Origin of the sequence: Primorskyibacter flagellatus (assembly GCF_900176485.1) — a bacterium.
Classification (GTDB): domain Bacteria; phylum Pseudomonadota; class Alphaproteobacteria; order Rhodobacterales; family Rhodobacteraceae; genus Primorskyibacter; species Primorskyibacter flagellatus.
The window spans coordinates 269,121-290,019 of the sequence record NZ_FWYD01000003.1; the positions used below are offsets into that span (position 1 = coordinate 269,121).

Genomic DNA, 20,899 nt, shown 5'->3' on the forward strand with positions numbered 1-20,899 from the left:
TATCATCGGCAAGAGCGGCGGAAGAGGGCGCAGCGGGACCGGATCAGGACCGCGCCCGCGCCGATCCGGCAGCAATGGCCTCGCGCAGCTTTTTCTCCAAGGATTTCTGCTTGGACGTGGACCGAAATTTCAGCCCGAACATATCCTTGACGTAAAAACTGTCCACCACCTGTTCGCCATAGGTCGCGATCACCGCCGAGGCGATATAGATATTCTGGTTCGCCAGCGTGCGCGTCAGGTCATACAGAAGGCCCGGACGGTCGCGGGTGTCCACCTCGATGATGGTGTAAATTTCCGAGCCATCATTGTCGAAGGTGATCGAGGTCGGCACCCGGAAAGCACGTTCGCGCTTTTTCATCTTGTCACGGTCTTTGATCGCGTCCTGCGGCACCACTTCGCCCAGCAACGTTTGGTGAATGGTCTTGAGCAGACGGGGCAGGCGCGCTTCCTCGAAAGGATGGCCATCGGCATCCTGTATCCAGAACACCGCCGTGGCATAGCCATCCTTCGACGTGTAGGTGCGTGCGTCCACGACATTGGCACCAACCAGAGCCAGAGCGCCGGCAAGGCGGCTGAAAATGCCGGGATGATCGACCAGCGCGAAACAGACGCGGGTGGCGTCGCGGTCAATATCGGGATGCAGGTCGATGCGGATCTCGTCGTCGTCGATGTCTTTCAGAAGCTTCGCAAAAATCACATGGGCGGTGAGGTGCAGACCTTGCCAATAGGGCGGATAATGCCGAGTGGTTTCGATGCGCAAATCCTTGCTGTTCCAATCATGGAGCGCGTCGCGCAGCGCCTTCTTGGCCTCGACCCCGCGATTTTCGCGGTTGAGGATCTCCAGCCCATCCTCCAGCGCCCGGCGGGTCTGCCGGTAGAGCGCGCGCAACAATGCGGCTTTCCAGTTGTTCCAGGTGTTCGGACCGACCCCGCGAATGTCGCAGACGGTCAGCACGCAAAGCAGATCCAGCCGCTCGCGTGTCTGAACGGCCTTGGCAAAATCGCGCACGGTGCGCGGATCGGCGATGTCGCGTTTCTGCGCCATGTCCGACATCAGCAGATGATAGCGCACCAGCCATTCAACCGTGGCGCATTCGGCCTTTTTCAACCCCAGCCGTGGCGCGACCTTGCGGGCGATCTTGGCACCCAGAACGGCGTGATCCTCGTCCCGGCCCTTGCCGATGTCATGCAGCAGCAGCGCCACATACAGCACTTTGCGGTTGATGCCCTCCTTCAGGATCGAGGATGCCACCGGCAGTTCCTCAATCAGGTTTTCATGCTCGATCTCGGACAGGTTCCAGATGCACTGGATCGTGTGTTCGTCCACCGTGTAATGGTGGTACATGTTGAACTGCATCATCGCGACGATCGTTTCGAATTCCGGGATGAACGCTCCAAGAAAACCCAGCTCGTTCATCCGGCGCAACGCGCGGTCGGGATTGCCGTGTTTAAGCAGCAGATCAAGAAAGATGCGGCGCGCTTCCTTGTCGTTGCGCATCTCGTCGTCGATCAGATGCAGGTTGGCCGCGACGAGCCGCATCGCATCCGGATGGATCAACAGACCTGTGCGCAGCGCTTCTTCGAACAGCCGCAGCATGTTCAGCTTGTCGGACAGAAACGCCGCGTCATCGACCAGCGCCAGCCGGTTGTTCACGACGGTATAGGCTTTCTTGACGCGCGGCGGGCGGTTGAAGATCCGCATCAGCAGCGGTGCGCTTTTGGTGTGGTCCGCCTCCAGCGATGTCAGGAAGATCCGCGTCATGTCGCCAACAGTGGTGGCGTGGCGAAAATAGGTTTGCATGAACCATTCCACGGCGCGCCGCCCGCCCTTGTCGGTATAGCCCATCGCTTCGGCTACCTCGACCTGCATGTCGAAGGTCAGTTGCTCCATCGGGCGACCTGCAATCAGATGCAGGTGACAGCGCACCCCCCACAGGAACCGTTCGGCGACGATGAAACTATGGTATTCCTCGGGGCGGAATACGCCCTTGCCGATCAGTTCTTCGGTGGTGTCGACCCGGTGGACGTATTTGGCGATCCAATACAGCGACTGGATGTCCCGCAGCCCGCCCTTGCCCTCTTTGACATTGGGTTCGACCATGTAACGCTGGCCGCCCTGTTTTTCGTGGCGCGCGTCGCGTTCGGCAAGTTTGGCTTCGACGAACTCGCGGGCGGTGCCTTTGAACAGCTCGTCCCAAAGACGCGCGTCCAGCTCGTCCGCGAGGGCCGCGTTGCCACACAGAAAACGGTGTTCCAGCATGGCGGTGCGGATGGTGAAATCTTCGGCCCCCAGACGCAGGCAATCCTCGACCGTGCGGCTGGAATGCCCCACCTTCATGCGCAGGTCCCACAGGATGTACAGCATCGCCTCGATGACGCTTTCGGCCCAGGGGGTGATCTTGTAGGGCGTCAGAAACAGCAGATCGACATCGGAATGCGGTGCCATCTCTCCGCGACCGTAGCCGCCAACCGCCATGACGGCGATCCGTTCGCCTTCGGTCGGGTTGGGGTTGGGGTAAAGCCGTTCTGTCGCGACCGTCCAGATTTCACGGATCAGGCAATCGGTCAGCCAAGTGTACGAGCGGGTGGTGGGACGTCCCTTGAACGGATCGGCCCGAAACGCCTCGGCGATCACGGCACGACCGCGCTTTTGGGTCTCGGCCAGAACCTTGACCAGGGCGGGACGCGCCGGTTGGCCAGCCTCGACCCCGTCCAGAGCTGCGCTCAGCTCAGCGCGCAGCACATCCGGATCACAGATCTCGGATGCCGGACAAATCAGGTTTTCCGGCATCCCGTTGCTTGTAACGGGTTTCTGTTCAGAAACCGGCACCGCCGAAGCTTCTTGGGGCAGGGTCAAGGATCACCAATTGATTGTTGCGCACCGTTGCGACGGCAAGCCCACGTTCGTTGGTGCCATCCGCCTTCAGCCGAAATACACCGGACGTGCCCTGGAAGCCAGCCGATTGCGTCAGCGCGCCTCGGGTCAGGGCATTGTTCTTGCCACGCGACGCCAGCGCGCCGATGGCCGCGATACCATCATAGGCCAGCCCGCCCAGCTGGTGCGGTGCAGATCCGAATGCGCTGGCATAACGGCCTTCGAATGCCGACACGGTCTGTTGGTTGGGCAAGGCGAACCAGCCGCCCTGCGCCCCGCGCAGTTGCAGCGTTTGCGCAGGCACATCCCAGCGAGAAAGCCCCAGATACTGGGTGCTGGCTGGCGCGACTCCGGCCTCGGGCAGCAATTGCAACAGCAGCGGCAGCGCGCCCGCGGGCGTCGAGGTCAGGAAGACCGAATCGGCGCCTGTCGAATTGACTGTTCCCGCGATGCGCGGCGCGGCGGCGGCCACGGCTTGTTGCGAGAAAGGAAAGCTCTCGACCGCAGCAACATTCACCCCGTTGCGAGACGCGGCCCTTTGGATGGCATTGCGCCCGAATGTGCCTTCGGTATTGTCAGGATGCACGATGACGACACTGCGTTTGCCTTGCCGCGCTGCAAACCCCATCAACCGGTTCGCATTGTCGTCGAAAGTTGGCCCCAGAATGAACAGGTTGCCCCCGGCGATCGAGCTGTTGTTGGAGAAGGCCAGCACGTTGATGCCTTCATCCGACACTGCGTTGCTTGCGGCCACGGCATTGTCGGCAAAAAGCGGTCCGAGGATGATCTTCGCACCCTCGTCGGCGGCGCGTTGCGCAAGTGCTGCGCTTTGTGCTTGATCGCCTGCCGTGTCATAGACCCGCAGGTCAATCCGAACGCCGTTCAGGTCCGCGATGGCGAGTCGCGCCGCGTTTTCCAGGCTGCGCCCCACTGCGCCCGCGCTGGAATGGCTTTTGGGGACCAGCAGCGCGACCGGGATCGGTGCCTTGGGATCGATTTTCTGACCGCCACCGCCCGACATGGAAACGCCACCTTCGGGAAGGCAGCCGGCAAGCGCGATGACAGATGCCAGTGCGGCAATTTTTGCCAGCGCCTTGCGGATAGGGGTGAAAACGGCAAACATGAAATGGTGACTCCCTCGATGATGCGGGTTTCCGATCCGGGCCCGCGTTTGTACATAACAGATCATAAACGTCCCGAAGAGAGGGTCCAGCGATGAATCCCGGTGAGCAGAAATTGGCGGGTGGCCTTTACTTCGTCGCCACGCCGATCGGCAATGCGCGCGACATCACCCTGCGCGCTCTTGACGTGCTGGCGACAGCCGATGTGCTGGCCGCAGAAGACACCCGCAGCCTGCGCAAATTGATGGAGATTCACGGCGTCAGCCTGGGGGAGCGGCCTTTGCTGGCCTATCACGACCACAACGGCGGCAAGATGCGGCCACGAATCATGGCGGAAATAGCGGCAGGAAAATCCGTGGCCTACGCGTCCGAGGCAGGAACACCACTGATTTCAGATCCGGGTTTCGATTTGTCGCGCGCCGCGGCCGAGGAAGGCTTGCCGGTGCACTCCCTGCCGGGCGCGTCGGCGGTTCTGGCGGCGCTGACGATGGCCGGGTTGCCCACAGACCGGTTCCTGTTTGCAGGATTTTTGCCCAATGCGCGGGGGCAGCGGAAATCCGCACTCAAGGCGCTGGCGGGGGTGCAAGCGACGCTGGTGTTTTACGAATCGCCCAAGCGCACCGCCGCGATGCTGGCCGACGCGGCAGAGATGCTCGGTGCTGACCGTCCCGCCGCGATGTGTCGCGAATTGACCAAGCGGTTTGAGGAGTGCAGGCGCGGCACGCTTGCGGAACTGGCCGCCAACATCGCCTCCGGTCCGATCAAGGGCGAGGTCGTGATCGTGATCGGACGTGGCGAGATCAAGGCCGTTAGCGAATCGGTAATGACCGAGATGCTAGAAGACGCGCTGAAGCGGATGTCGGTGCGCGATGCTGCCGATATCGTTGCCGAGGGCACGGGCGCCCCCCGGCGGCAAGTCTATCAGATGGCGCTGAAGCTGGGGCAGGGTGATGAACCGGAGGATGACGGGTGAGGTTTCATACCTTGCCGGAGAAGCCGCAGAAAAATCGGTTGCGCGCGACTATGAACGGCGCGGCTACCGTGTTGCCCGGGCTCGCTGGCGCGGCGCTGGTGGCGAAATTGACCTGATCCTTGAGCGTGACGGGATGGTCGTTTTCGTCGAGGTCAAGAAAAGCCGCAGTTTCACGCGCGCGGCCATGCGGATCAGCGCGGCGCAGCAGCAGCGCATCTTTGATGCTGCCGAAACATATCTTGGCTCCTGCCCGAACGGCGCGATGACCGACTGTCGTGTGGACGTGGCATTGGTGGATGCCTTTGGCCGGATAGAGGTGATCGAGAATGCCTTCGGCCGCTGACGTCAATCGCAGCACCATTGCCTAACCCCGCGCCTTGCGGCATGTAGTTCCCAAATCCGCAAGCGAAGGGGCAAGCATGAAGATCGCGTTTCAGATGGATCCCATCGAGCAGGTCAATATCGAGGCAGACAGCACCTTCCGGCTTGCCGAAGAGGCTCAGGCGCGCGGGCATGAGCTGTTTTACTACCTGCCCGACCAGTTGGCCTATCAGGAGGGGCGCATCACCGCCCGCGGGCAATCGCTGCAAGTTCAGCGCAAACAGGGTGCCCATGCCACGCTGGGCGAGATGCAGGAAGTCGATCTGTCGGATTTCGATGTCGTCTGGCTGCGGCAAGACCCGCCGTTCGACATGCATTATATCACCCTGACGCACCTGCTGGACCGGATTCACCCTGCCACCTTGGTGGTCAATGATCCGTTCTGGGTGCGCAACTATCCCGAAAAACTGCTCGTGCTGGATTTTCCGGACCTGACGCCGCCAACGACGGTTGCCCGCGACCTTGCCACGATCAAGGCGTTCAAGGCCAAGCACGGCGACGTCATCCTCAAGCCGCTTTACGGCAATGGGGGCGCTGGCGTGTTCCGGCTGGATGCCAATGACCGCAATCTGTCCTCCTTGCACGAGCTGTTCACCGGGTTCAGCCGCGAGCCTCTGATTGTGCAGAAATTTCTGCCCGATGTGTCCAAGGGCGACAAGCGCGTGATCCTTGTGGATGGCGAACCCGTCGGTGCGATCAACCGCGTACCTGCCAAAGGCGAGACCCGTTCCAATATGCATGTCGGCGGGCGGCCTGAAAAAGTGTCCCTGACAGAGCGTGATCTGGAAATCTGCGCCCGGATCGGCCCGACCCTTCGCGAAAAGGGACAGATTTTTGTCGGCATCGACGTGATCGGCGAGTGGCTGACCGAGATCAACGTGACCTCGCCCACTGGCATTCAGGAGCTTGAGAGGTTCGATGGCGTCAACATCGCGGCCAAGATCTGGGAGGCCATCGAGGCGCGCCGCGCATGAGCCTGCGCAGTGCCCTGCTCAATCACTGGCTGCGTTTGACCGAAAAACGGCATCTTGCCCGCGCGAAAACACCAGAGGCCCTGCGCGTCAGCTTTGAGCGTAAGGCGCGACTCTTCTTCCGTGCGCCAAAAGGCAGCGCCTTCCAGCGCGGCTCTGTTGCCGAGGTGCCGGTGCTGTGGGTTTCGGCACCGGAGGCGGATGACGATCTACTGATCCTTTACTTCCACGGCGGCGGCTATGTCTTCGGTTCGCCGCGCACGCATCGCGCGATGCTGGCCTGGATCTCGTCGATGTGCAGCGCCTGGACCTGTTTGCCCGAGTATCGGTTGGCGCCGGAACATACGTTCCCCGCCCCGGTCGAGGATGCGGCCGCCATCTATACCGACCTGCTTGGCGGCGGCACGCTGCCGGACCGTATCATCCTTGGGGGTGACAGTGCCGGCGGCGGTCTGGCGCTCGCGCTTCTGGCCGAGATTTGCCGTCAGGATCTACCACGGCCAGCGGGATGCTTTGCCTTTTCACCGCTGACCGATCTGCGCTACGCTGGCGCGTCTGTTCGCGAAAATGCCGATAGCGATGTCGTCCTGCCCGCCGAGCGTGTGGACGAAATGGCCGACATGTATCTGCAAGGCGCTGATCCGGACGATCCGCGCGCCTCGCCGCTGCATGGCGACTTCACGGGGGCTTGTCCGGTCTGGCTGACCGCAAGCGATACCGAGATTCTGCTGGATGATACCCGGCGCATGGCCGAGGTCTTGCGCGCACAGGGCGTGGAGGTGGAGATGTTGATCGAGCGCGACCTGCCGCATGTCTGGCCCCTGTTTCGCGGGTTGATCCCCGAAGCGGATGCCACGTTGCGGACGCTGGCCAAATGGATCACGCGTCTCGCGCGACCGTCAGCCGGTAACTGATCGCCTCGGCGACATGCGGGCGGCGCACATCGGTTGAGCCGTCCAGATCGGCGATCGTGCGGGCCACGCGCATCACCCGGTGATAGCCACGCGCGGACAGCCCCATGCGGTCGGCGGCGCGGCCCAGCAGCTCTTTACCTTCCGCATCGGGGCGGGCGATGTCTTCCAGAACCTCGCCTGAAGCGTCGGCATTGGTGCGCATGCCGTCATGGCCGTCGAACCGCGACGATTGCACGTCGCGCGCCATAGAAACCCGCGCCGCAACCTCGGCAGAGCTGTCGCCGGACGGTGGCAGGTCCAGATCGGTGAAGCCAACGGGCGGTACTTCGATCCGCAGGTCGAACCTGTCCATCAGCGGGCCGGAAATGCGGCCCATGTAATCCTCGCCGCAGGATGGCGCGCGCGCACAGGACCGGTCCGGTTCGCTGAGATAGCCGCAGCGACAGGGATTGGCCGCCGCAATCAGCATGAACCGGCAGGGATAGCGGAAATGGGCGTTGGCGCGCGAAATCATCACCTCGCCCGATTCGATGGGCTGGCGCAGCGTTTCCAGCACGTTGCGCGGAAATTCCGGGAACTCGTCCATGAACAGCACGCCGTTATGCGCCAGGCTGATCTCGCCGGGTTTGGCGCTGCGACCGCCGCCGACAATCGCCGCCATAGAGGCGGTGTGATGGGGTTCCCGAAACGGTCGGTGCCGCGAAATCCCGCCTTCGTCGAGCAATCCCGCGAGCGAATGGATCATCGAGGTTTCCAACGCCTCGGATGCACTCAGCGGCGGCAGGATGCCGGGCAGACGGCTGGCCAGCATTGATTTTCCGGATCCCGGTGAGCCCACGAACATCAGGTGGTGACGCCCTGCGGCGGCGATTTCCAGTGCCCGTTTCGCACGCTCCTGCCCGCGCACATCCCTGAGGTCACGGCCCGAAGGGGCGGGCTGCACCTCGCCGGGCTCGGATGGCGGCAAGGGCGACTGCCCGGTGAAATGCCGCACCACGTCTGACAGCGAGTTGGCACCAATGACCTGACAACTGCCAACCCACGCGGCCTCTGTCCCGGACGCGCGCGGGCACAGCAGCGCGCGGCCATCCTCTGCGGCGGCCATTGCGGCGGGCAGCGCGCCCAACACTGGCACCAGCGTACCGTCGAGCGACAATTCCCCCAGCGAGACGATACCGGCCACGGCATCATGCGGAATGATCTCCAGCGCGGCCAAAAGGCCCAAAGCGATGGGCAAATCGAAATGCGAGCCTTCCTTTGGCAGGTCGGCGGGCGACAGGTTGATGGTGATGCGCTTGGAGGGCAGGGCAATCGCCATAGACGCCAGCGCCGTGCGCACCCGGTCGCGCGCCTCTGATACGGCCTTGTCGGGCAGACCAACGATGGAAAACGCGGGCAGGCCCGGTGTCACCGCGCATTGCACCTCGACGGTGCGCGCCTCCACCCCTTCGAAGGCGACTGTGTAGGCGTGTGAGACCATTCCGTCCTGTTCCGGCAAGATTTGGTTAACGCTATGCCGGGGCGGGTTTCAGAATGGTTAACGGCGGGCAGCCATGTCAGAATACGATGCATTTTTGGCTGGTGTCCTGCGTTGAATAGCTGTTTTACGGCTGGCTGGCGCGGCGTTCTGGTCGATAATCGTGCCGCTACCCCGCGCTGCGGCTGGGTCGGATGGGCCCACCAAAAGGTGCGCAATTTCATCATCGGTCCGGATAAAACTCTTCTGGCACGGTTAGTTTTTCCTCAACGAGGGAACCGTACGCAACTTTCTTGCGTTTATCTCTCTGAGATGGTGCCTCGCGCACCCAGTCTATGAACAGTGATCTGTTTTCGATGTGAAGCCGTATCAATATTATTATTCGGTTGATCCCGAAACCCATCACTGGGGAGCGCATGATGGCACTAGACGCATTCAACGACCGCACCTTGACCCGCCGCGCCATGAAGGCAGAGTTGCTCGACGCAGAGACAGAGCTGGCTTTGGCCTATGCTTGGCGCGACAACAGGGACGAGCGTGCCTTACACCGTTTGATCACCGCCTATATGCGCTTGGCGATTTCGATGGCATCGAAGTTCAAACGCTATGGCGCGCCGATGAACGACCTGATCCAAGAGGCCGGGCTGGGCTTGATGAAAGCTGCTGACAAATTCGACCCGGATCGCGGTGTGCGGTTTTCGACCTACGCGGTCTGGTGGATCAAGGCGAGCATTCAGGATTATGTGATGCGCAACTGGTCGATGGTGCGCACCGGATCCACGTCCAGCCAGAAATCGCTGTTTTTCAACATGCGCCGGGTGCAGGCACGACTGGAGCGGGAAGCGGCCGCCGAGGGGCGCAAATTGCCGCGCCATGAACTGCGTCAGATGATCTCGACCGAGGTCGGCGTGCCGTTGCATGATGTGGAGATGATGGAAGGCCGCCTGTCGGGGTCGGATTTTTCGCTGAATGCAACGCAGTCTGTCGATGAGGATGGCCGCGAATGGATTGATGCGCTGGAGGATGACGGCGCACAGGCGGCAGAGATCGTCGAAAACTCGTTAGATAATGCGCAGCTGCGTGAATGGCTGATGCATGCGCTGGAGAACCTCAACGAGCGCGAACGCTTTATCGTGCGCGAACGAAAGATGCGCGACAGCCCGCGAACGCTTGAAAGCCTTGGGACAGAGATGGGGCTGTCAAAAGAACGTGTTCGCCAGCTTGAGGCTGCGGCGTTTCTGAAGATGCGCAAGAACCTCGAATCGCAATCTGAGGAAGTGTTTGAATTTCTTGGATGACGGGCCGGTTGTCTTCTTCGGCTTGGCTTGTCTCGGGCCTTGCAGGTGCGGAAAGCTATGATGTGGCATTTTGATGAGGCGCAGGACGACGTAGTTTGACCGAGCGCGGTAACGCCTGCGTTGCGTGCAGCAAATTGCAGAGCATTGACAGCACCGATTGAGTTTCCCTGCGCGGCTGCGTAACACTGTTGCGCAATCAGGCGAGGGGACGACATGCTGGCGGGAAAACGCATTCTGCTTATCATCGGGGGTGGTATAGCGGCCTTCAAGATACCTGCGCTGATCCGTCTTTTGCGGCAGCAGGGGGCTGCGGTCACGCCTGTTATGACGACCGCGTCCGAGCAATTCGTGACACCGTTGACCGTCTCGGCACTGGCCGGAGAGAAGGTTTACGGGGATCTGTTCGATCTCACCGACGAGGCCGAGATGGGCCATATCCAGCTATCGCGCGTGGCGGATCTGGTGCTTGTGGCACCTGCAACGGCGGACCTTATGGCGAAGATGGCGCAGGGGTTGGCAGGGGATCTGGCCTCGACCCTGCTGCTGGCGACCGATACCCCGGTGATGATCGCGCCCGCGATGAATGTGCGGATGTGGCTGCACCCCGCGACGCAGCGCAACCTGGTGCTGTTGAAAGGCGACGGTGTGCAGGTGGTCGGCCCGGATGAAGGCGACATGGCCTGCGGTGAATTCGGTCCCGGTCGCATGGCCGAACCGGAAGAGATTGCCGCCGCTTGCGCCGCTGCCTTGACGGCCGGGCCTTTGAGAGGGCGTCGGGTGCTGGTCACCTCAGGGCCGACGCATGAGCCGATTGATCCGGTGCGTTACATTGCCAACAGGTCATCCGGTGCGCAGGGCACGGCGATTGCCCGTGCGCTTGTCGGTCTGGGGGCAGAAGTTATCTTTGTCACCGGTCCCGCAGAGGTGCCGCCGCCGGAAGGCGTGACGCTGGTGCAGGTCGAAACCGCACGTCAGATGCGCGATGCGGTTCAGGCGGCTCTGCCGGTTGATGCAGGGGTATTTGCCGCCGCTGTGGCCGATTGGCGGATGGCAACGCAGAGCGCCTCGAAGATCAAAAAAGGCGCGTCCGGGTTGCCGGTGCTGGAATTTGCCGAGAACCCCGACATTCTGGCCGAGGTGTCCCAGATGACCGAGGGGCGTCCGGGTCTGGTTGTAGGCTTCGCCGCCGAGACGGATGACGTGGTGGCCCATGCCACTGCCAAGCGGATCCGCAAGGGATGTGACTGGATTCTGGCCAATGATGTCAGTCCGGAGACCGGGATCATGGGCGGCAGTGAAAACGCAGTTGTGTTGATCTCGGAAACCGGGGCGGAGCCGTGGCCCCGCATGGGCAAGGCCGAAGTGGCACAGCGTTTGGCGGCGCGCATCACGGAGGCTTTGGGTGCAGGGTGAGACGGCAGGAGTTGAGTATTTGAGCCAAGAAGAAGCGCAAAGCGGTGTGGCGTTACGGATCAGTTGGGTTGAGGGAGCGGACAAGGCGCTTGGATTGCCGCGCTATGAGACTGACGGCGCGGCCGGGGCGGACCTGCGCGCGAATCTGCCGGGCCGGAGCGCGATTGAAGTGCAGGCGGGCGCCCGGGTTCTGGTGGCCACCGGGCTTCGGCTGGCGGTGCCGGACGGGTACGAGGTGCAAATCCGGCCTCGGTCCGGGTTGGCGCTGAAGCACGGGATCACGCTGCCCAACAGTCCCGGCACGATTGACAGTGATTATCGCGGACCGCTCGGCGTGATCGTGATGAATGCGGGTGCCAAGCCTTTCGTGATCGAGCATGGGATGCGGATCGCGCAGATGGTCGTGGCACCGGTGGTGCGGGCTGTTTTTGAAGAGGTCGCGACGCTGGACGATACGTCGCGCGGCGCGGGCGGCTTCGGCTCTACCGGAGTCGCTTGATGTTGCCGGTACTGCTGATCGCAGGTGTTCTTTGGGGGGGCGGTGCCGCGATGGGCGCGCCATATCGCTTGCGCTGGGGAATGATCGGGCTGCTTTATCTTTCCGTGATTCTGGCGCATTTTGTGCTGCCCGCAGGCAACCTGGTTCGGATGGCAACCGGAGAGGACGCCTCGGGCTGGCTGATCCTGGCGGGTTTCATCGTGATCGTGATGATCTATCGTTGGGCGCTGGGCCTGCTGCGGGCGCGGGCGCGCAACGAAGCGCCAACCAGCGCGACCGAACGAGCCGGGGCGTTCACCGAGACCGAACTTGAACGCTATGCGAGGCACATCGTCCTGCGGGAGCTTGGCGGGCCGGGGCAGCGCAAGCTGAAAGATGCGCGTGTGCTGGTGGTCGGAGCGGGCGGATTGGGCGCGCCCGTGATGCAATATCTGGCGGCGGCGGGTGTCGGCAGCATTGGCGTCATTGACGATGATGTCGTCGAGAATGCCAATCTGCAACGGCAGGTCATTCACCGCGACAAGGATATTGGCAGGGCCAAGGTGTTTTCGGCGCAAGAGGCAATGCAGACGCAAAACCCTGCCGTACAGGTCCGCCCCTACAATCGCCGATTGGACGACGACATCGCCGGGGCGTTGATCGCCGATCACGATGTGATCCTTGACGGCACCGACAATGCCGAAACGCGCTATCTGGTGAACCGCGCCTGTGTGGCGGCGGGAAAGCCGCTGGTCTCCGGCGCGCTGAGCCAGTGGGAGGGGCAGTTGAGTGTCTTTCACCCGGCCTCTGGCGCGCCCTGCTATCAATGCATCTTTCCGCGGGCCGCAGCACCGGGGCTGGCACCGTCCTGCGCCGAGGCGGGCGTTCTTGGGCCGTTGCCGGGTGTCGTGGGCGCGATGATGGCGGTGGAGGCGGTGAAGCTGATCACCGGGGCTGGCAAGGCGTTGACCGGCGAGATGCTGATATACGACGCGCTGTGGGGAGAAACGCGCAAGATCGCGTTGAAGCGTCGCGCCGATTGTCCGGTCTGCGGGCAGGGGTGATCGGTCAATCAGGTCTGGAAGACAGGTGCCGAAGCACATAGCTTGACGCTCAAAGGAGACCCTGATGACAAACCCGCTTTTGCAGGACTGGACCACGCCCTTTGGTCTGCCACCCTTCGATCAGATTGACGACGAGGATTTCGCGCCCGCGCTGGATGTCGCGTTGGCCCGCCATATGGACGAAATTCATGCGATTGCCGATAGCGTCGACGCGCCGACATTCGCCAACACGATCGAGGCTCTGGAAGGCGCGGGGAAGGAGTTGGACAAGGTCCTGTCGCCTTTCTTTGCACTTGCCGGTGCGGACAGCACGCCGCGCCGTCGGGAATTGCAGCGCGAATTTACACCCAAACTGTCCGCGCATAGTTCGGCGATCTATGCAAACCGGGCGCTGTTTGATCGGATCTGTCAGCTTTGGGACGTACGCGAGACGCTGAGTTTATCTTCGGAAGAATCCCGCGTTCTGATGCTGACCCATCGCGGCTTTGTCCGTGCGGGTGCCGCGCTGCAGGGCGATGAGGCAGACCGCATGAAGGCGATCAAGGCGCGGATTGCCGATCTTGGCACCAGTTTTATGCAAAATCTGCTGGCGGATGAGGCCGGTTGGTCGATGACATTGGCCGAGGATGATCTTGAAGGCTTGCCTGATTTTGTGCGCGCGACGGCGCGGGCAGCGGGTGAAGAACAAGGTGCGGATGGCCCGGTGATCACGCTCAGCCGGTCGCTGATCGTGCCTTTCCTGCAATTCTCGCCACGCAGGGAGCTGCGCGAGAAGGCCTGGCAGGCCTGGGTTTCGCGTGGTGCCAATGGCGGCGAGACCGACAACCGGGAGATTGCCGCCGAAGTGCTTGCCCTGCGCGAAGAGCGCGCCAAGCTATTGGGCTATGACAGTTTCGCTGCCTACAAGCTGGAAACGGAAATGGCGGGCAGCCCGGACCGGGTGCGCGACCTGCTGATGGCCGTGTGGGAGCCTGCCCGCGCGCGGGCCGAGGCTGACGCGCAGGTGCTGTCGGACATGATGCATGCGGACGGTACGAATGGCGATCTGGCACCGTGGGATTGGCGGTACTATTCCGAGAAACGCCGCCGGGTCGAGCATGAACTGGATGAGGCGGCGCTGAAACCCTATCTGCAACTCGACCGGATGATCGAAGCAGCCTTTGACTGCGCGAACCGCCTGTTCGCGCTGGAATTCCGTGCGCTTGATGTGCCGCTCTACCATCCGGACTGCCGGGCGTGGGAGGTCACGCGGGATGGCAAACACATGGCCGTTTTCATCGGGGATTACTTCGCGCGGGCGTCAAAGCGGTCCGGTGCGTGGTGTTCCGCGATGCGGATGCAGGCCAAACGGCCCGAGACGCGCAGCCCGATTGTGATCAACGTGTGCAACTTTGCCAAATCCGATCCGGCGCTGCTGTCTTATGACGATGCGCGCACCTTGTTTCACGAATTTGGCCATGCGTTGCACCAGATCCTGTCGGATGTGGAATTCGGCTCTGTCGCGGGCACATCCGTGGCGCGCGATTTTGTCGAACTGCCCAGCCAGCTTTACGAACACTGGCTGGAGGTGCCGGAGGTGCTGGAACGCTTTGCCACCCATGTCGAGACGGGCGAACCGATGCCGCGCGACATGCTGGACAAGGTGCTTGGCGCTGCCACCTATGATATGGGTTTTCAGACCGTCGAATATGTCGCCTCGGCGATGGTCGATCTGGATTTCCACGATGGCGCGGCCCCTGCTGATCCGATGCAGGCGCAGGCAGAGACGTTGGAGCGGCTGGGGCTGCCCCACGCCATCGCGATGCGCCACGCCACACCGCATTTCGCGCATGTCTTTGCGGGGGACGGCTATTCGAGCGGTTACTACAGCTATATGTGGTCCGAGGTCATGGATGCCGATGCCTTTGCCGCCTTTGAAGAGGCGGGCGGAGCGTTTGACGCGGACACGGCGCAGCGGCTGGAAAAGCATATCCTGTCCGCTGGTGGGTCGGCCGAGGCAGAGGACCTGTACAAGGCGTTTCGCGGCAGGATGCCGGGGGTCGAGGCGCTTCTCAAGGGGCGCGGCCTCGCTGCCTGATCTTGTGCATCGCATGAAAGGGATTTCTCGGCGGCGCGCTCTGGACAAGGCGGGCCGCGCGGGCATGATCGCGCAATGAACCGTGAAAGCGATCTATATCCGCCAGTCAAGGCGCTGCTGGAACGTCAGGGCTATGCGGTCAAGGGCGAGGTTGGCGCGGCCGATCTGGTGGCGCGCCGCGGCGACGATCCGCCGGTGATCGTGGAGTTGAAGCTGCGCTTTGCGCTGACGCTGTTCCATCAGGCGGTGCGACGGCTTTCGATAACAGAGGCAGTGTATATCGCCGTGCCCAGGCCCACCGGCAAGACCGCGCGACGGATGCTGAAGGACAACCTGTCGCTCTGCCGAAGGCTGGGCTTGGGGCTGATGACGGTGCGGGGGGATGGCCGGGTCGAGGTGCATTGCGATCCCGGTCCTTTCGCGCCGCGCCGTAACCGCAAGGCGCAAACCCGATTGCTGCGTGAATTCGACAGGCTGGAGGGCGATCCCAACGAAGGAGGTGCCACGCGGCACGGCATTGTCACCGGCTACCGGCAGGACGCGCTGCGCTGTGCCGGCTATCTGGCGCATGCCGGAGCCAGTCGCGGTCGCGATGTGGTTCGTGCCACCAATGTGGCAACCGCCACGCGGATCATGCGTGAAAACCACTATGGCTGGTTCGAGAAGGTCAGCACCGGCGTCTATGCCCTGACCGATCAGGGGCGCGAGGGGCTGGTCCACTGGGCCTATAGTTGGGACTAGAAAGGGCGCGGACTTAGTCCTTGGGTGATGCGGTTCCGATCTTGCGTTCCTTCTGGCGCGCGCGAAACCGTTCCCGGCTAAGCGTGAAAAGACCCGAGGCGACGATGATGGCGCAGCCGATCAGGGTCCAACGGTCCGGCAAATCGCCAAACGCGAAATATCCGTAAAGCGTCGCCCAGATGATCAGTGAATATTGCAGCGGGGCGACAACAACGGCTTGGGCCATCTCAAGCGCGCGGATGATCAGCAATTCGCCAATGGCTGCGGCAATCGCAATTGCGATCAGATAGGCTATCACCCGTGGATCGGTCGGTGTGATCCAGACAAACGGCATGGCCAGCGAAATCAGCACGGTCGCCGAGATCGAGGTGTAGGCGACGGTCGTGGCAATGCCGTCTTCCCCGGACAACAACCGCGACAGAATTTGCCGGGTGGCGAAGCACAAAGCGGCAAGGACGATGAAAAAGATTGCCGGGTCAAACACGCCAAAGCCTGGACGGATCACGATCAGCATCCCTAGAAAGCCGGTTGCCACAGCCAACCAGCGACGCATGCCGACGGGCTCTTTCAACACCAGTGCCCCTGCGACGGTTACAACAAACGGGGCGATGAAGGTCACGGCGGTCGCGTCCGCAAGCGGCACTTTGCTGACGCCGAAGATGAACAGAGTTGCAGAGACGGCCGCGAGTGTGCCGCGCGAAATCTGTATGCCGGGATGCGCCGTCCGCAGTATTTTAGGGCCTTTGATGCATAGCAGGACCAGTACGCCCAGAAACAACCCGATCAGGCGGAACCAGACAATCTGGCCCGGATGCAACGATTCCGTCAGCAGCTTTGCCAGCAGATCGGTGCCGGCAAAGGCAAAAAATCCCAAAGCCATGAGGATGGTGCCACGCGTATTGTCGGACGGCGCAGGACTGCGCTGCGCCCGCAGGGGGGCTGAGGGATGAATTGCCATATCGGAGCCTTGTGCGAATCTTCCCGGCAAGCGGGGCGTGGCCATCCAATCACGAAACCGCGCGCATTGCACGGCACCCCCGCGGATTTGAGGCAGGGGCCTTCTGGCGAAGATCGTTTCTGCAAGAAATCTGGAACCCGCCCGTTGACACGGCCCTGCGACATGCCTACCTAAGCGTCGTTAGCACTCGACCGATGCGAGTGATAACGATCCTGCCGGATGCCACCGGAGGGTCTGAGGAAACTTAAGAGCCAGGGAGCTTCTTACAATGGCATTCAAACCGCTTCATGACCGTGTGCTGGTCCGCCGTGTAGAAAGCGACGAAAAAACCAAGGGTGGCCTGATCATTCCAGACAGTGCCAAGGAAAAGCCCGCTGAAGGTATCGTCGTTTCTTGTGGCGAAGGCGCACGCAAGGATTCAGGCGAACTGATCGACATGGCCGTATCGGCCGGCGACAAGATCCTGTTCGGCAAATGGTCCGGCACCGAGGTCACCGTAGATGGCGAAGAACTTCTTATCATGAAGGAAAGCGACATTCTCGGGATCATCGAGGACGACGCAGCCGCCAAGGCCGCCTGATCCATCGCGATCAACCCCATATCCAGAAATTTACGGAAACCTGAGGAGTAATCCCGAATGTCCGCTAAAGACGTCAAATTCGATACAGACGCCCGCAATCGCATGCTTAAAGGCGTCAACATCCTGGCCGATGCGGTCAAGGTGACGCTCGGCCCCAAAGGCCGCAACGTTGTGATCGACAAATCCTTCGGCGCACCGCGCATCACGAAGGACGGTGTCACTGTCGCCAAGGAAATCGAACTGGAAGACAAGTTCGAAAACATGGGCGCGCAGATGGTCAAGGAAGTGGCCAGCCGCACCAATGACGAGGCCGGCGACGGCACAACAACCGCGACGGTTCTGGCTCAGGCCATCGTCAAGGAAGGTCTGAAATCGGTTGCCGCTGGCATGAACCCGATGGACCTGAAGCGCGGCATCGATCTGGCAACCTCCAAGGTTGTTGAAGGGATCAAAGCAGCGTCCCGTCCGGTCAACGACAGCGCCGAAGTCGCGCAGGTCGGCACCATCTCTGCCAACGGCGAAGCTGAAATCGGTCGTCAGATCGCAGACGCGATGCAGAAAGTCGGCAACGAGGGTGTCATCACCGTCGAAGAAAACAAAGGTCTGGAAACAGAGACCGATGTTGTCGAAGGTATGCAGTTCGACCGTGGCTACCTCAGCCCCTACTTCGTCACCAACTCCGACAAGATGATTGCAGATCTCGAAGACTGCATGATCCTGCTGCACGAGAAGAAACTGTCGTCGCTTCAGCCGATGGTTCCGCTGCTCGAGCAGGTGATCCAGTCGCAGAAGCCGCTGCTGATCATTGCAGAAGACGTCGAAGGCGAAGCGCTGGCGACCCTCGTGGTCAACAAGCTGCGCGGCGGCCTGAAGATTGCTGCCGTCAAGGCACCGGGCTTCGGTGATCGTCGCAAGGCCATGCTGCAGGACATCGCGATCCTGACAGGCGGTCAGGTGATCTCGGAAGATCTGGGCATGAAGCTGGAATCCGTGACCATGGACATGCTTGGCACCGCCAAGAAGGTCACGATCACCAAGGATGAGACCACCATCGTTGACGGTGCAGGCGAGAAGGCCGAGATCGAGGCACGCGTTGCCCAGGTCCGCAACCAGATCGAAGAAACCACCAGCGATTACGACCGTGAGAAGCTGCAGGAACGTGTTGCGAAGCTCGCAGGCGGTGTTGCTGTCATCCGCGTCGGTGGCATGACCGAAGTCGAAGTCAAAGAGCGTAAGGACCGTGTCGACGACGCGCTGAACGCGACCCGCGCTGCCGTTCAAGAAGGCATCGTGGTTGGCGGTGGCGTCAGCCTGATCCAGGCGGCCAAGGCGCTTGCAGGCCTGACCGGTGAAAATGCCGACCAGAACGCCGGCATCACCATCGTGCGCCGCGCGCTGGAAGCACCGCTGCGCCAGATCGCGCAGAACGCCGGTGTCGACGGATCCGTCGTGGCTGGCAAGGTCCGCGAATCCGATGACCTGAAGTTCGGCTACAACGCGCAGACCGACGAATATGGCGACATGTTCAAGTTCGGCGTGATCGACCCGGCCAAAGTGGTCCGCACCGCGCTTGAGGACGCTGCCTCGATCGCCGGTCTGCTGATCACCACCGAGGCGATGGTTGCCGACAAGCCTTCGAAAGAAGGCGCAGGTGCCGGTGGCGGCATGCCCGACATGGGCGGCATGGGCGGCATGATGTAATCTGCCCCTTTGGCAAACTGATTGGGGGTCGCCTTCGGGCGGCCCCCTTTTCGTTTCTGCAAACCGCATCAAATCTTTGATTGACCAAGCGTCAACTTTATCCTTTTCGCGGTGCGTTATTTCATCTTATGGTTGTTGTGATTTGGTTGATTGCAATCAAATTTCGAACTATCAGGAGAGAAAATGTTGAAATCACTGGCAATTATTGCCGCCGCAGCCGGAATGATGTTGACCAGCGCGCCGGGCGCGGCGCTCGCAGGTCCGGACCCCTATATGGGGGATATCGTCATGGTCGGAGAAAACTACTGCCCGCGCGGCTGGGCCGAAACCAACGGTCAACTCATGCCCATCTCTCAGTATTCAGCGCTGTTTTCGTTGTTGGGCACGACCTACGGCGGCGATGGACGCACCACATTCGCCTTGCCGAACCTGCAATCGCGGGTCGTGGTCGGTATGGGGCAGGGCGCAGGACTAGCCAACATCCGTCAAGGTCAGATGGGCGGGGTCGAGACAGTGACGATCACGCAGGCACAACTGCCGAACCACACCCATGTGGCGACCAGCACGGCCTCGACGGTGCTGAATGCGACCAATGAAGGCGCGACCGAACAAAGCCCCGAGGGCGCAATCCTTGCCGAGGGCAGCGGGGCCAATTACGATAGCGGTGCCGCAGTCGATGCCACGTTGCGCAGCGATGCGGCGACCACGACCGTCAGCACGACGATCGGCGCAACCGGCGGAAGCCAACCCATGACCGTGGTGCAGCCCTATGTCGGGATGAAGTTCTGCATCGCCATCACGGGTGCGTATCCCAGCCGCTCGTGACGCTGAAGGAAACATGCAAATCGAAACGATGGGGCGCCCGGTGCGCCCCTTCCGACAGGAGAAACCTCTGGTGATCCGACGTCCGGGATTTTTGCGCGAAATGCGCGGCACGGAACTGTCTCAGGTGGACCGTTTGCTGAAAAACGCGTTCGGGCGGCGCGACGAGGCTGATTTGGTCAAGAAGCTGCGCAGTGACCGGGTGCTGGCAGGGGAGCAGGTGTTGCCGTTTGAGGACGGCATTGCGGGCTACGCCGCCCTGTCTGAAATGCGCAGCCCGGAAGGCTGGCTTTGCCTTGCCCCGGTTGCCATCGCGCCCGAGTTTCAGGGATTTGGCCATGGCCGTCGCATGGTGGGGATCCTGGCGGACTGGGCGCGCAGGTCGGGCGTATTCCTTGTGGTTCTGGGCGAACCGGAGTTTTACCGTCGCTGCGGGTTTTCGTCAGAACGCGCCGCAGGTCTCAGCGCGCCCTATCCCGTGTCACATCTGTTGTTGGCCGGGCCGGGCGAAGACGCGCCGAAGGAAACGCTGAAATATCCCCACGCTTTCGGCTGAGCAGTCAGTAGGCCAGCGGCTCGATCGGATCATACAGCGGCAGCGAGGGCGGCCCGAATGCCACTTGCGCAAGGCTGTCGGGTTTGTGTCGCAGGGCGGCCAGTTCGGTCTGCGTGACCCACAGACGCCGGTTCACCACGCCTTCGGGATCTGTCCAGGCACCGTGACGGTCGCCGGCGGTGATCCGGCAGTGAAAGAACAGTTCGACCTGATGAAAGCAGCGCGCTTCGTCGTGATATTCGTTCAGCAGGCAGACCGGGCCGACATCGATCGTCAGGCCGCATTCCTCCCACACTTCGCGCGCAAGATTTTCCGGCAAGGACTGATGCATTTCCGCGCCGCCACCGGGGGCGCACCACAGGTCACTGTCTTTCCATGCGTTGACGATCAACAGGCGCGCATCTTCGACAATGATGGCGCGCAGGGCAAGACGTGGCGGCATAAGGTGGCTCCGTGTGCGATTGCCCCTGTTGTAGGGCCGCCGGGCGGACTATCTCAA

General features: G+C 61.8%; 19 protein-coding genes. 14 read left to right on the forward strand and 5 right to left on the reverse strand.

Annotation, left to right across the window (positions count from 1 at the left end; genetic code table 11):
* Positions 1–43: 43 nt before the first annotated feature.
* On the reverse strand, positions 44–2,857 hold the full coding sequence (locus B8991_RS06750; RefSeq protein ID WP_084351689.1) for a [protein-PII] uridylyltransferase: 2,814 nt from the start codon (positions 2,855–2,857) through the stop codon (positions 44–46).
* On the reverse strand, positions 2,817–3,998 hold the full coding sequence (locus B8991_RS06755; protein WP_084351691.1) for a penicillin-binding protein activator: 1,182 nt from the start codon (positions 3,996–3,998) through the stop codon (positions 2,817–2,819). The genes B8991_RS06750 and B8991_RS06755 overlap by 41 nt, the downstream gene beginning before the upstream one ends.
* A 92-nt stretch (positions 3,999–4,090) precedes the next feature.
* Between B8991_RS06755 and rsmI the strand changes: the two genes are divergently transcribed.
* From rsmI to B8991_RS06775, 4 genes are all read left to right on the forward strand, one after another.
* Positions 4,091–4,969 carry a 16S rRNA (cytidine(1402)-2'-O)-methyltransferase gene (rsmI, locus tag B8991_RS06760; RefSeq protein ID WP_084351693.1) on the forward strand — a complete coding sequence of 293 codons (879 nt, stop codon included), beginning with the start codon at positions 4,091–4,093 and terminating at the stop codon, positions 4,967–4,969.
* A complete protein-coding gene (locus B8991_RS06765; RefSeq protein WP_235866566.1) occupies positions 4,959–5,312 on the forward strand; it encodes a YraN family protein in 354 nt (117 codons plus the stop codon). Before rsmI ends, B8991_RS06765 begins: the two co-directional genes overlap by 11 nt.
* Before the next feature lie 76 nt (positions 5,313–5,388).
* Positions 5,389–6,324, forward strand: a complete 936-nt coding sequence (gene gshB, locus B8991_RS06770) for a glutathione synthase (RefSeq protein WP_084351697.1) — start codon at positions 5,389–5,391, stop codon at positions 6,322–6,324.
* Positions 6,321–7,235, forward strand: a complete 915-nt coding sequence (locus B8991_RS06775; RefSeq protein WP_084351699.1) for an alpha/beta hydrolase — start codon at positions 6,321–6,323, stop codon at positions 7,233–7,235. Before gshB ends, B8991_RS06775 begins: the two co-directional genes overlap by 4 nt.
* On the opposite strand, the gene B8991_RS06780 is transcribed toward B8991_RS06775, so the two are convergent.
* A complete protein-coding gene (locus B8991_RS06780) occupies positions 7,201–8,715 on the reverse strand; it encodes a YifB family Mg chelatase-like AAA ATPase (protein WP_084351701.1) in 1,515 nt (504 codons plus the stop codon). The genes B8991_RS06775 and B8991_RS06780 overlap by 35 nt on opposite strands.
* 416 nt (positions 8,716–9,131) lie before the next feature.
* On the opposite strand from B8991_RS06780, the gene B8991_RS06785 reads away from it, so the two are divergent.
* The 6 genes from B8991_RS06785 (at position 9,132) to B8991_RS06810 (ending at position 15,783) form a co-directional block, all read left to right on the forward strand.
* The gene (locus tag B8991_RS06785) at positions 9,132–10,010 is read left to right on the forward strand and encodes an RNA polymerase factor sigma-32 (protein WP_084352213.1); all 879 of its coding nucleotides are present in this window, start codon (positions 9,132–9,134) and stop codon (positions 10,008–10,010) included.
* Positions 10,011–10,223: 213 nt separating this feature from the next.
* Complete coding sequence (gene coaBC, locus B8991_RS06790; protein ID WP_084351703.1) at positions 10,224–11,423, forward strand: bifunctional phosphopantothenoylcysteine decarboxylase/phosphopantothenate--cysteine ligase CoaBC; 1,200 nt, start codon at positions 10,224–10,226, stop codon at positions 11,421–11,423.
* A gap of 19 nt (positions 11,424–11,442) precedes the next feature.
* Positions 11,443–11,922 carry a dUTP diphosphatase gene (gene dut / locus B8991_RS06795; protein WP_235866567.1) on the forward strand — a complete coding sequence of 160 codons (480 nt, stop codon included), beginning with the start codon at positions 11,443–11,445 and terminating at the stop codon, positions 11,920–11,922.
* Positions 11,922–12,965: a HesA/MoeB/ThiF family protein gene (locus B8991_RS06800; protein WP_084351705.1), complete on the forward strand. Its 1,044-nt coding sequence runs from the start codon at positions 11,922–11,924 to the stop codon at positions 12,963–12,965. The genes dut and B8991_RS06800 overlap by 1 nt, the downstream gene beginning before the upstream one ends.
* A gap of 64 nt (positions 12,966–13,029) precedes the next feature.
* Positions 13,030–15,042: a M3 family metallopeptidase gene (locus tag B8991_RS06805; protein ID WP_084351707.1), complete on the forward strand. Its 2,013-nt coding sequence runs from the start codon at positions 13,030–13,032 to the stop codon at positions 15,040–15,042.
* 75 nt (positions 15,043–15,117) lie between these two features.
* Positions 15,118–15,783: a DUF2161 domain-containing phosphodiesterase gene (locus B8991_RS06810; RefSeq protein ID WP_084351709.1), complete on the forward strand. Its 666-nt coding sequence runs from the start codon at positions 15,118–15,120 to the stop codon at positions 15,781–15,783.
* 13 nt (positions 15,784–15,796) lie between these two features.
* Here the strand turns inward: B8991_RS06810 and B8991_RS06815 are convergent, their stop codons facing one another.
* Positions 15,797–16,741, reverse strand: a complete 945-nt coding sequence (locus tag B8991_RS06815; protein WP_084351711.1) for a DMT family transporter — start codon at positions 16,739–16,741, stop codon at positions 15,797–15,799.
* Positions 16,742–17,009: 268 nt separating this feature from the next.
* On the opposite strand from B8991_RS06815, the gene B8991_RS06820 reads away from it, so the two are divergent.
* The 4 genes from B8991_RS06820 to B8991_RS06835 all read left to right on the forward strand — a co-directional run bounded on the left by B8991_RS06820 (position 17,010) and on the right by B8991_RS06835 (position 20,400).
* Positions 17,010–17,321: a co-chaperone GroES gene (locus tag B8991_RS06820; protein WP_084351713.1), complete on the forward strand. Its 312-nt coding sequence runs from the start codon at positions 17,010–17,012 to the stop codon at positions 17,319–17,321.
* Positions 17,322–17,378: 57 nt separating this feature from the next.
* The gene (gene groL / locus B8991_RS06825) at positions 17,379–19,022 is read left to right on the forward strand and encodes a chaperonin GroEL (protein WP_084351715.1); all 1,644 of its coding nucleotides are present in this window, start codon (positions 17,379–17,381) and stop codon (positions 19,020–19,022) included.
* Between the two features lie 183 nt (positions 19,023–19,205).
* Positions 19,206–19,847, forward strand: a complete 642-nt coding sequence (locus B8991_RS06830) for a phage tail protein (RefSeq protein WP_218673192.1) — start codon at positions 19,206–19,208, stop codon at positions 19,845–19,847.
* A gap of 13 nt (positions 19,848–19,860) precedes the next feature.
* A complete protein-coding gene (locus tag B8991_RS06835) occupies positions 19,861–20,400 on the forward strand; it encodes a GNAT family N-acetyltransferase (protein ID WP_235866568.1) in 540 nt (179 codons plus the stop codon).
* A gap of 4 nt (positions 20,401–20,404) precedes the next feature.
* On the opposite strand, the gene B8991_RS06840 is transcribed toward B8991_RS06835, so the two are convergent.
* A complete protein-coding gene (locus tag B8991_RS06840) occupies positions 20,405–20,842 on the reverse strand; it encodes an NUDIX domain-containing protein (RefSeq protein ID WP_084351717.1) in 438 nt (145 codons plus the stop codon).
* Positions 20,843–20,899 lie beyond the last annotated feature (57 nt).

Bases quoted from the DNA above. Each gene is read 5' to 3' on its own strand.
- B8991_RS06755 (WP_084351691.1), bottom strand. From the start codon at position 3,998: ATGTTTGCCGTTTTCACCCCTATCCGCAAGGCGCTGGCAAAAATTGCC.
- rsmI (WP_084351693.1), top strand. From the start codon at position 4,091: ATGAATCCCGGTGAGCAGAAATTGGCGGGTGGCCTTTACTTCGTCGCC.
- B8991_RS06765 (WP_235866566.1), top strand. From the start codon at position 4,959: ATGACGGGTGAGGTTTCATACCTTGCCGGAGAAGCCGCAGAAAAATCG.
- gshB (WP_084351697.1), top strand. From the start codon at position 5,389: ATGAAGATCGCGTTTCAGATGGATCCCATCGAGCAGGTCAATATCGAG.
- B8991_RS06775 (WP_084351699.1), top strand. From the start codon at position 6,321: ATGAGCCTGCGCAGTGCCCTGCTCAATCACTGGCTGCGTTTGACCGAA.
- B8991_RS06780 (WP_084351701.1), bottom strand. From the start codon at position 8,715: ATGGTCTCACACGCCTACACAGTCGCCTTCGAAGGGGTGGAGGCGCGC.
- B8991_RS06785 (WP_084352213.1), top strand. From the start codon at position 9,132: ATGGCACTAGACGCATTCAACGACCGCACCTTGACCCGCCGCGCCATG.
- coaBC (WP_084351703.1), top strand. From the start codon at position 10,224: ATGCTGGCGGGAAAACGCATTCTGCTTATCATCGGGGGTGGTATAGCG.
- B8991_RS06800 (WP_084351705.1), top strand. From the start codon at position 11,922: ATGTTGCCGGTACTGCTGATCGCAGGTGTTCTTTGGGGGGGCGGTGCC.
- B8991_RS06805 (WP_084351707.1), top strand. From the start codon at position 13,030: ATGACAAACCCGCTTTTGCAGGACTGGACCACGCCCTTTGGTCTGCCA.
- B8991_RS06810 (WP_084351709.1), top strand. From the start codon at position 15,118: ATGAACCGTGAAAGCGATCTATATCCGCCAGTCAAGGCGCTGCTGGAA.
- B8991_RS06815 (WP_084351711.1), bottom strand. From the start codon at position 16,741: ATGGCAATTCATCCCTCAGCCCCCCTGCGGGCGCAGCGCAGTCCTGCG.
- B8991_RS06820 (WP_084351713.1), top strand. From the start codon at position 17,010: ATGGCATTCAAACCGCTTCATGACCGTGTGCTGGTCCGCCGTGTAGAA.
- groL (WP_084351715.1), top strand. From the start codon at position 17,379: ATGTCCGCTAAAGACGTCAAATTCGATACAGACGCCCGCAATCGCATG.
- B8991_RS06830 (WP_218673192.1), top strand. From the start codon at position 19,206: ATGTTGAAATCACTGGCAATTATTGCCGCCGCAGCCGGAATGATGTTG.
- B8991_RS06835 (WP_235866568.1), top strand. From the start codon at position 19,861: ATGCAAATCGAAACGATGGGGCGCCCGGTGCGCCCCTTCCGACAGGAG.
- B8991_RS06840 (WP_084351717.1), bottom strand. From the start codon at position 20,842: ATGCCGCCACGTCTTGCCCTGCGCGCCATCATTGTCGAAGATGCGCGC.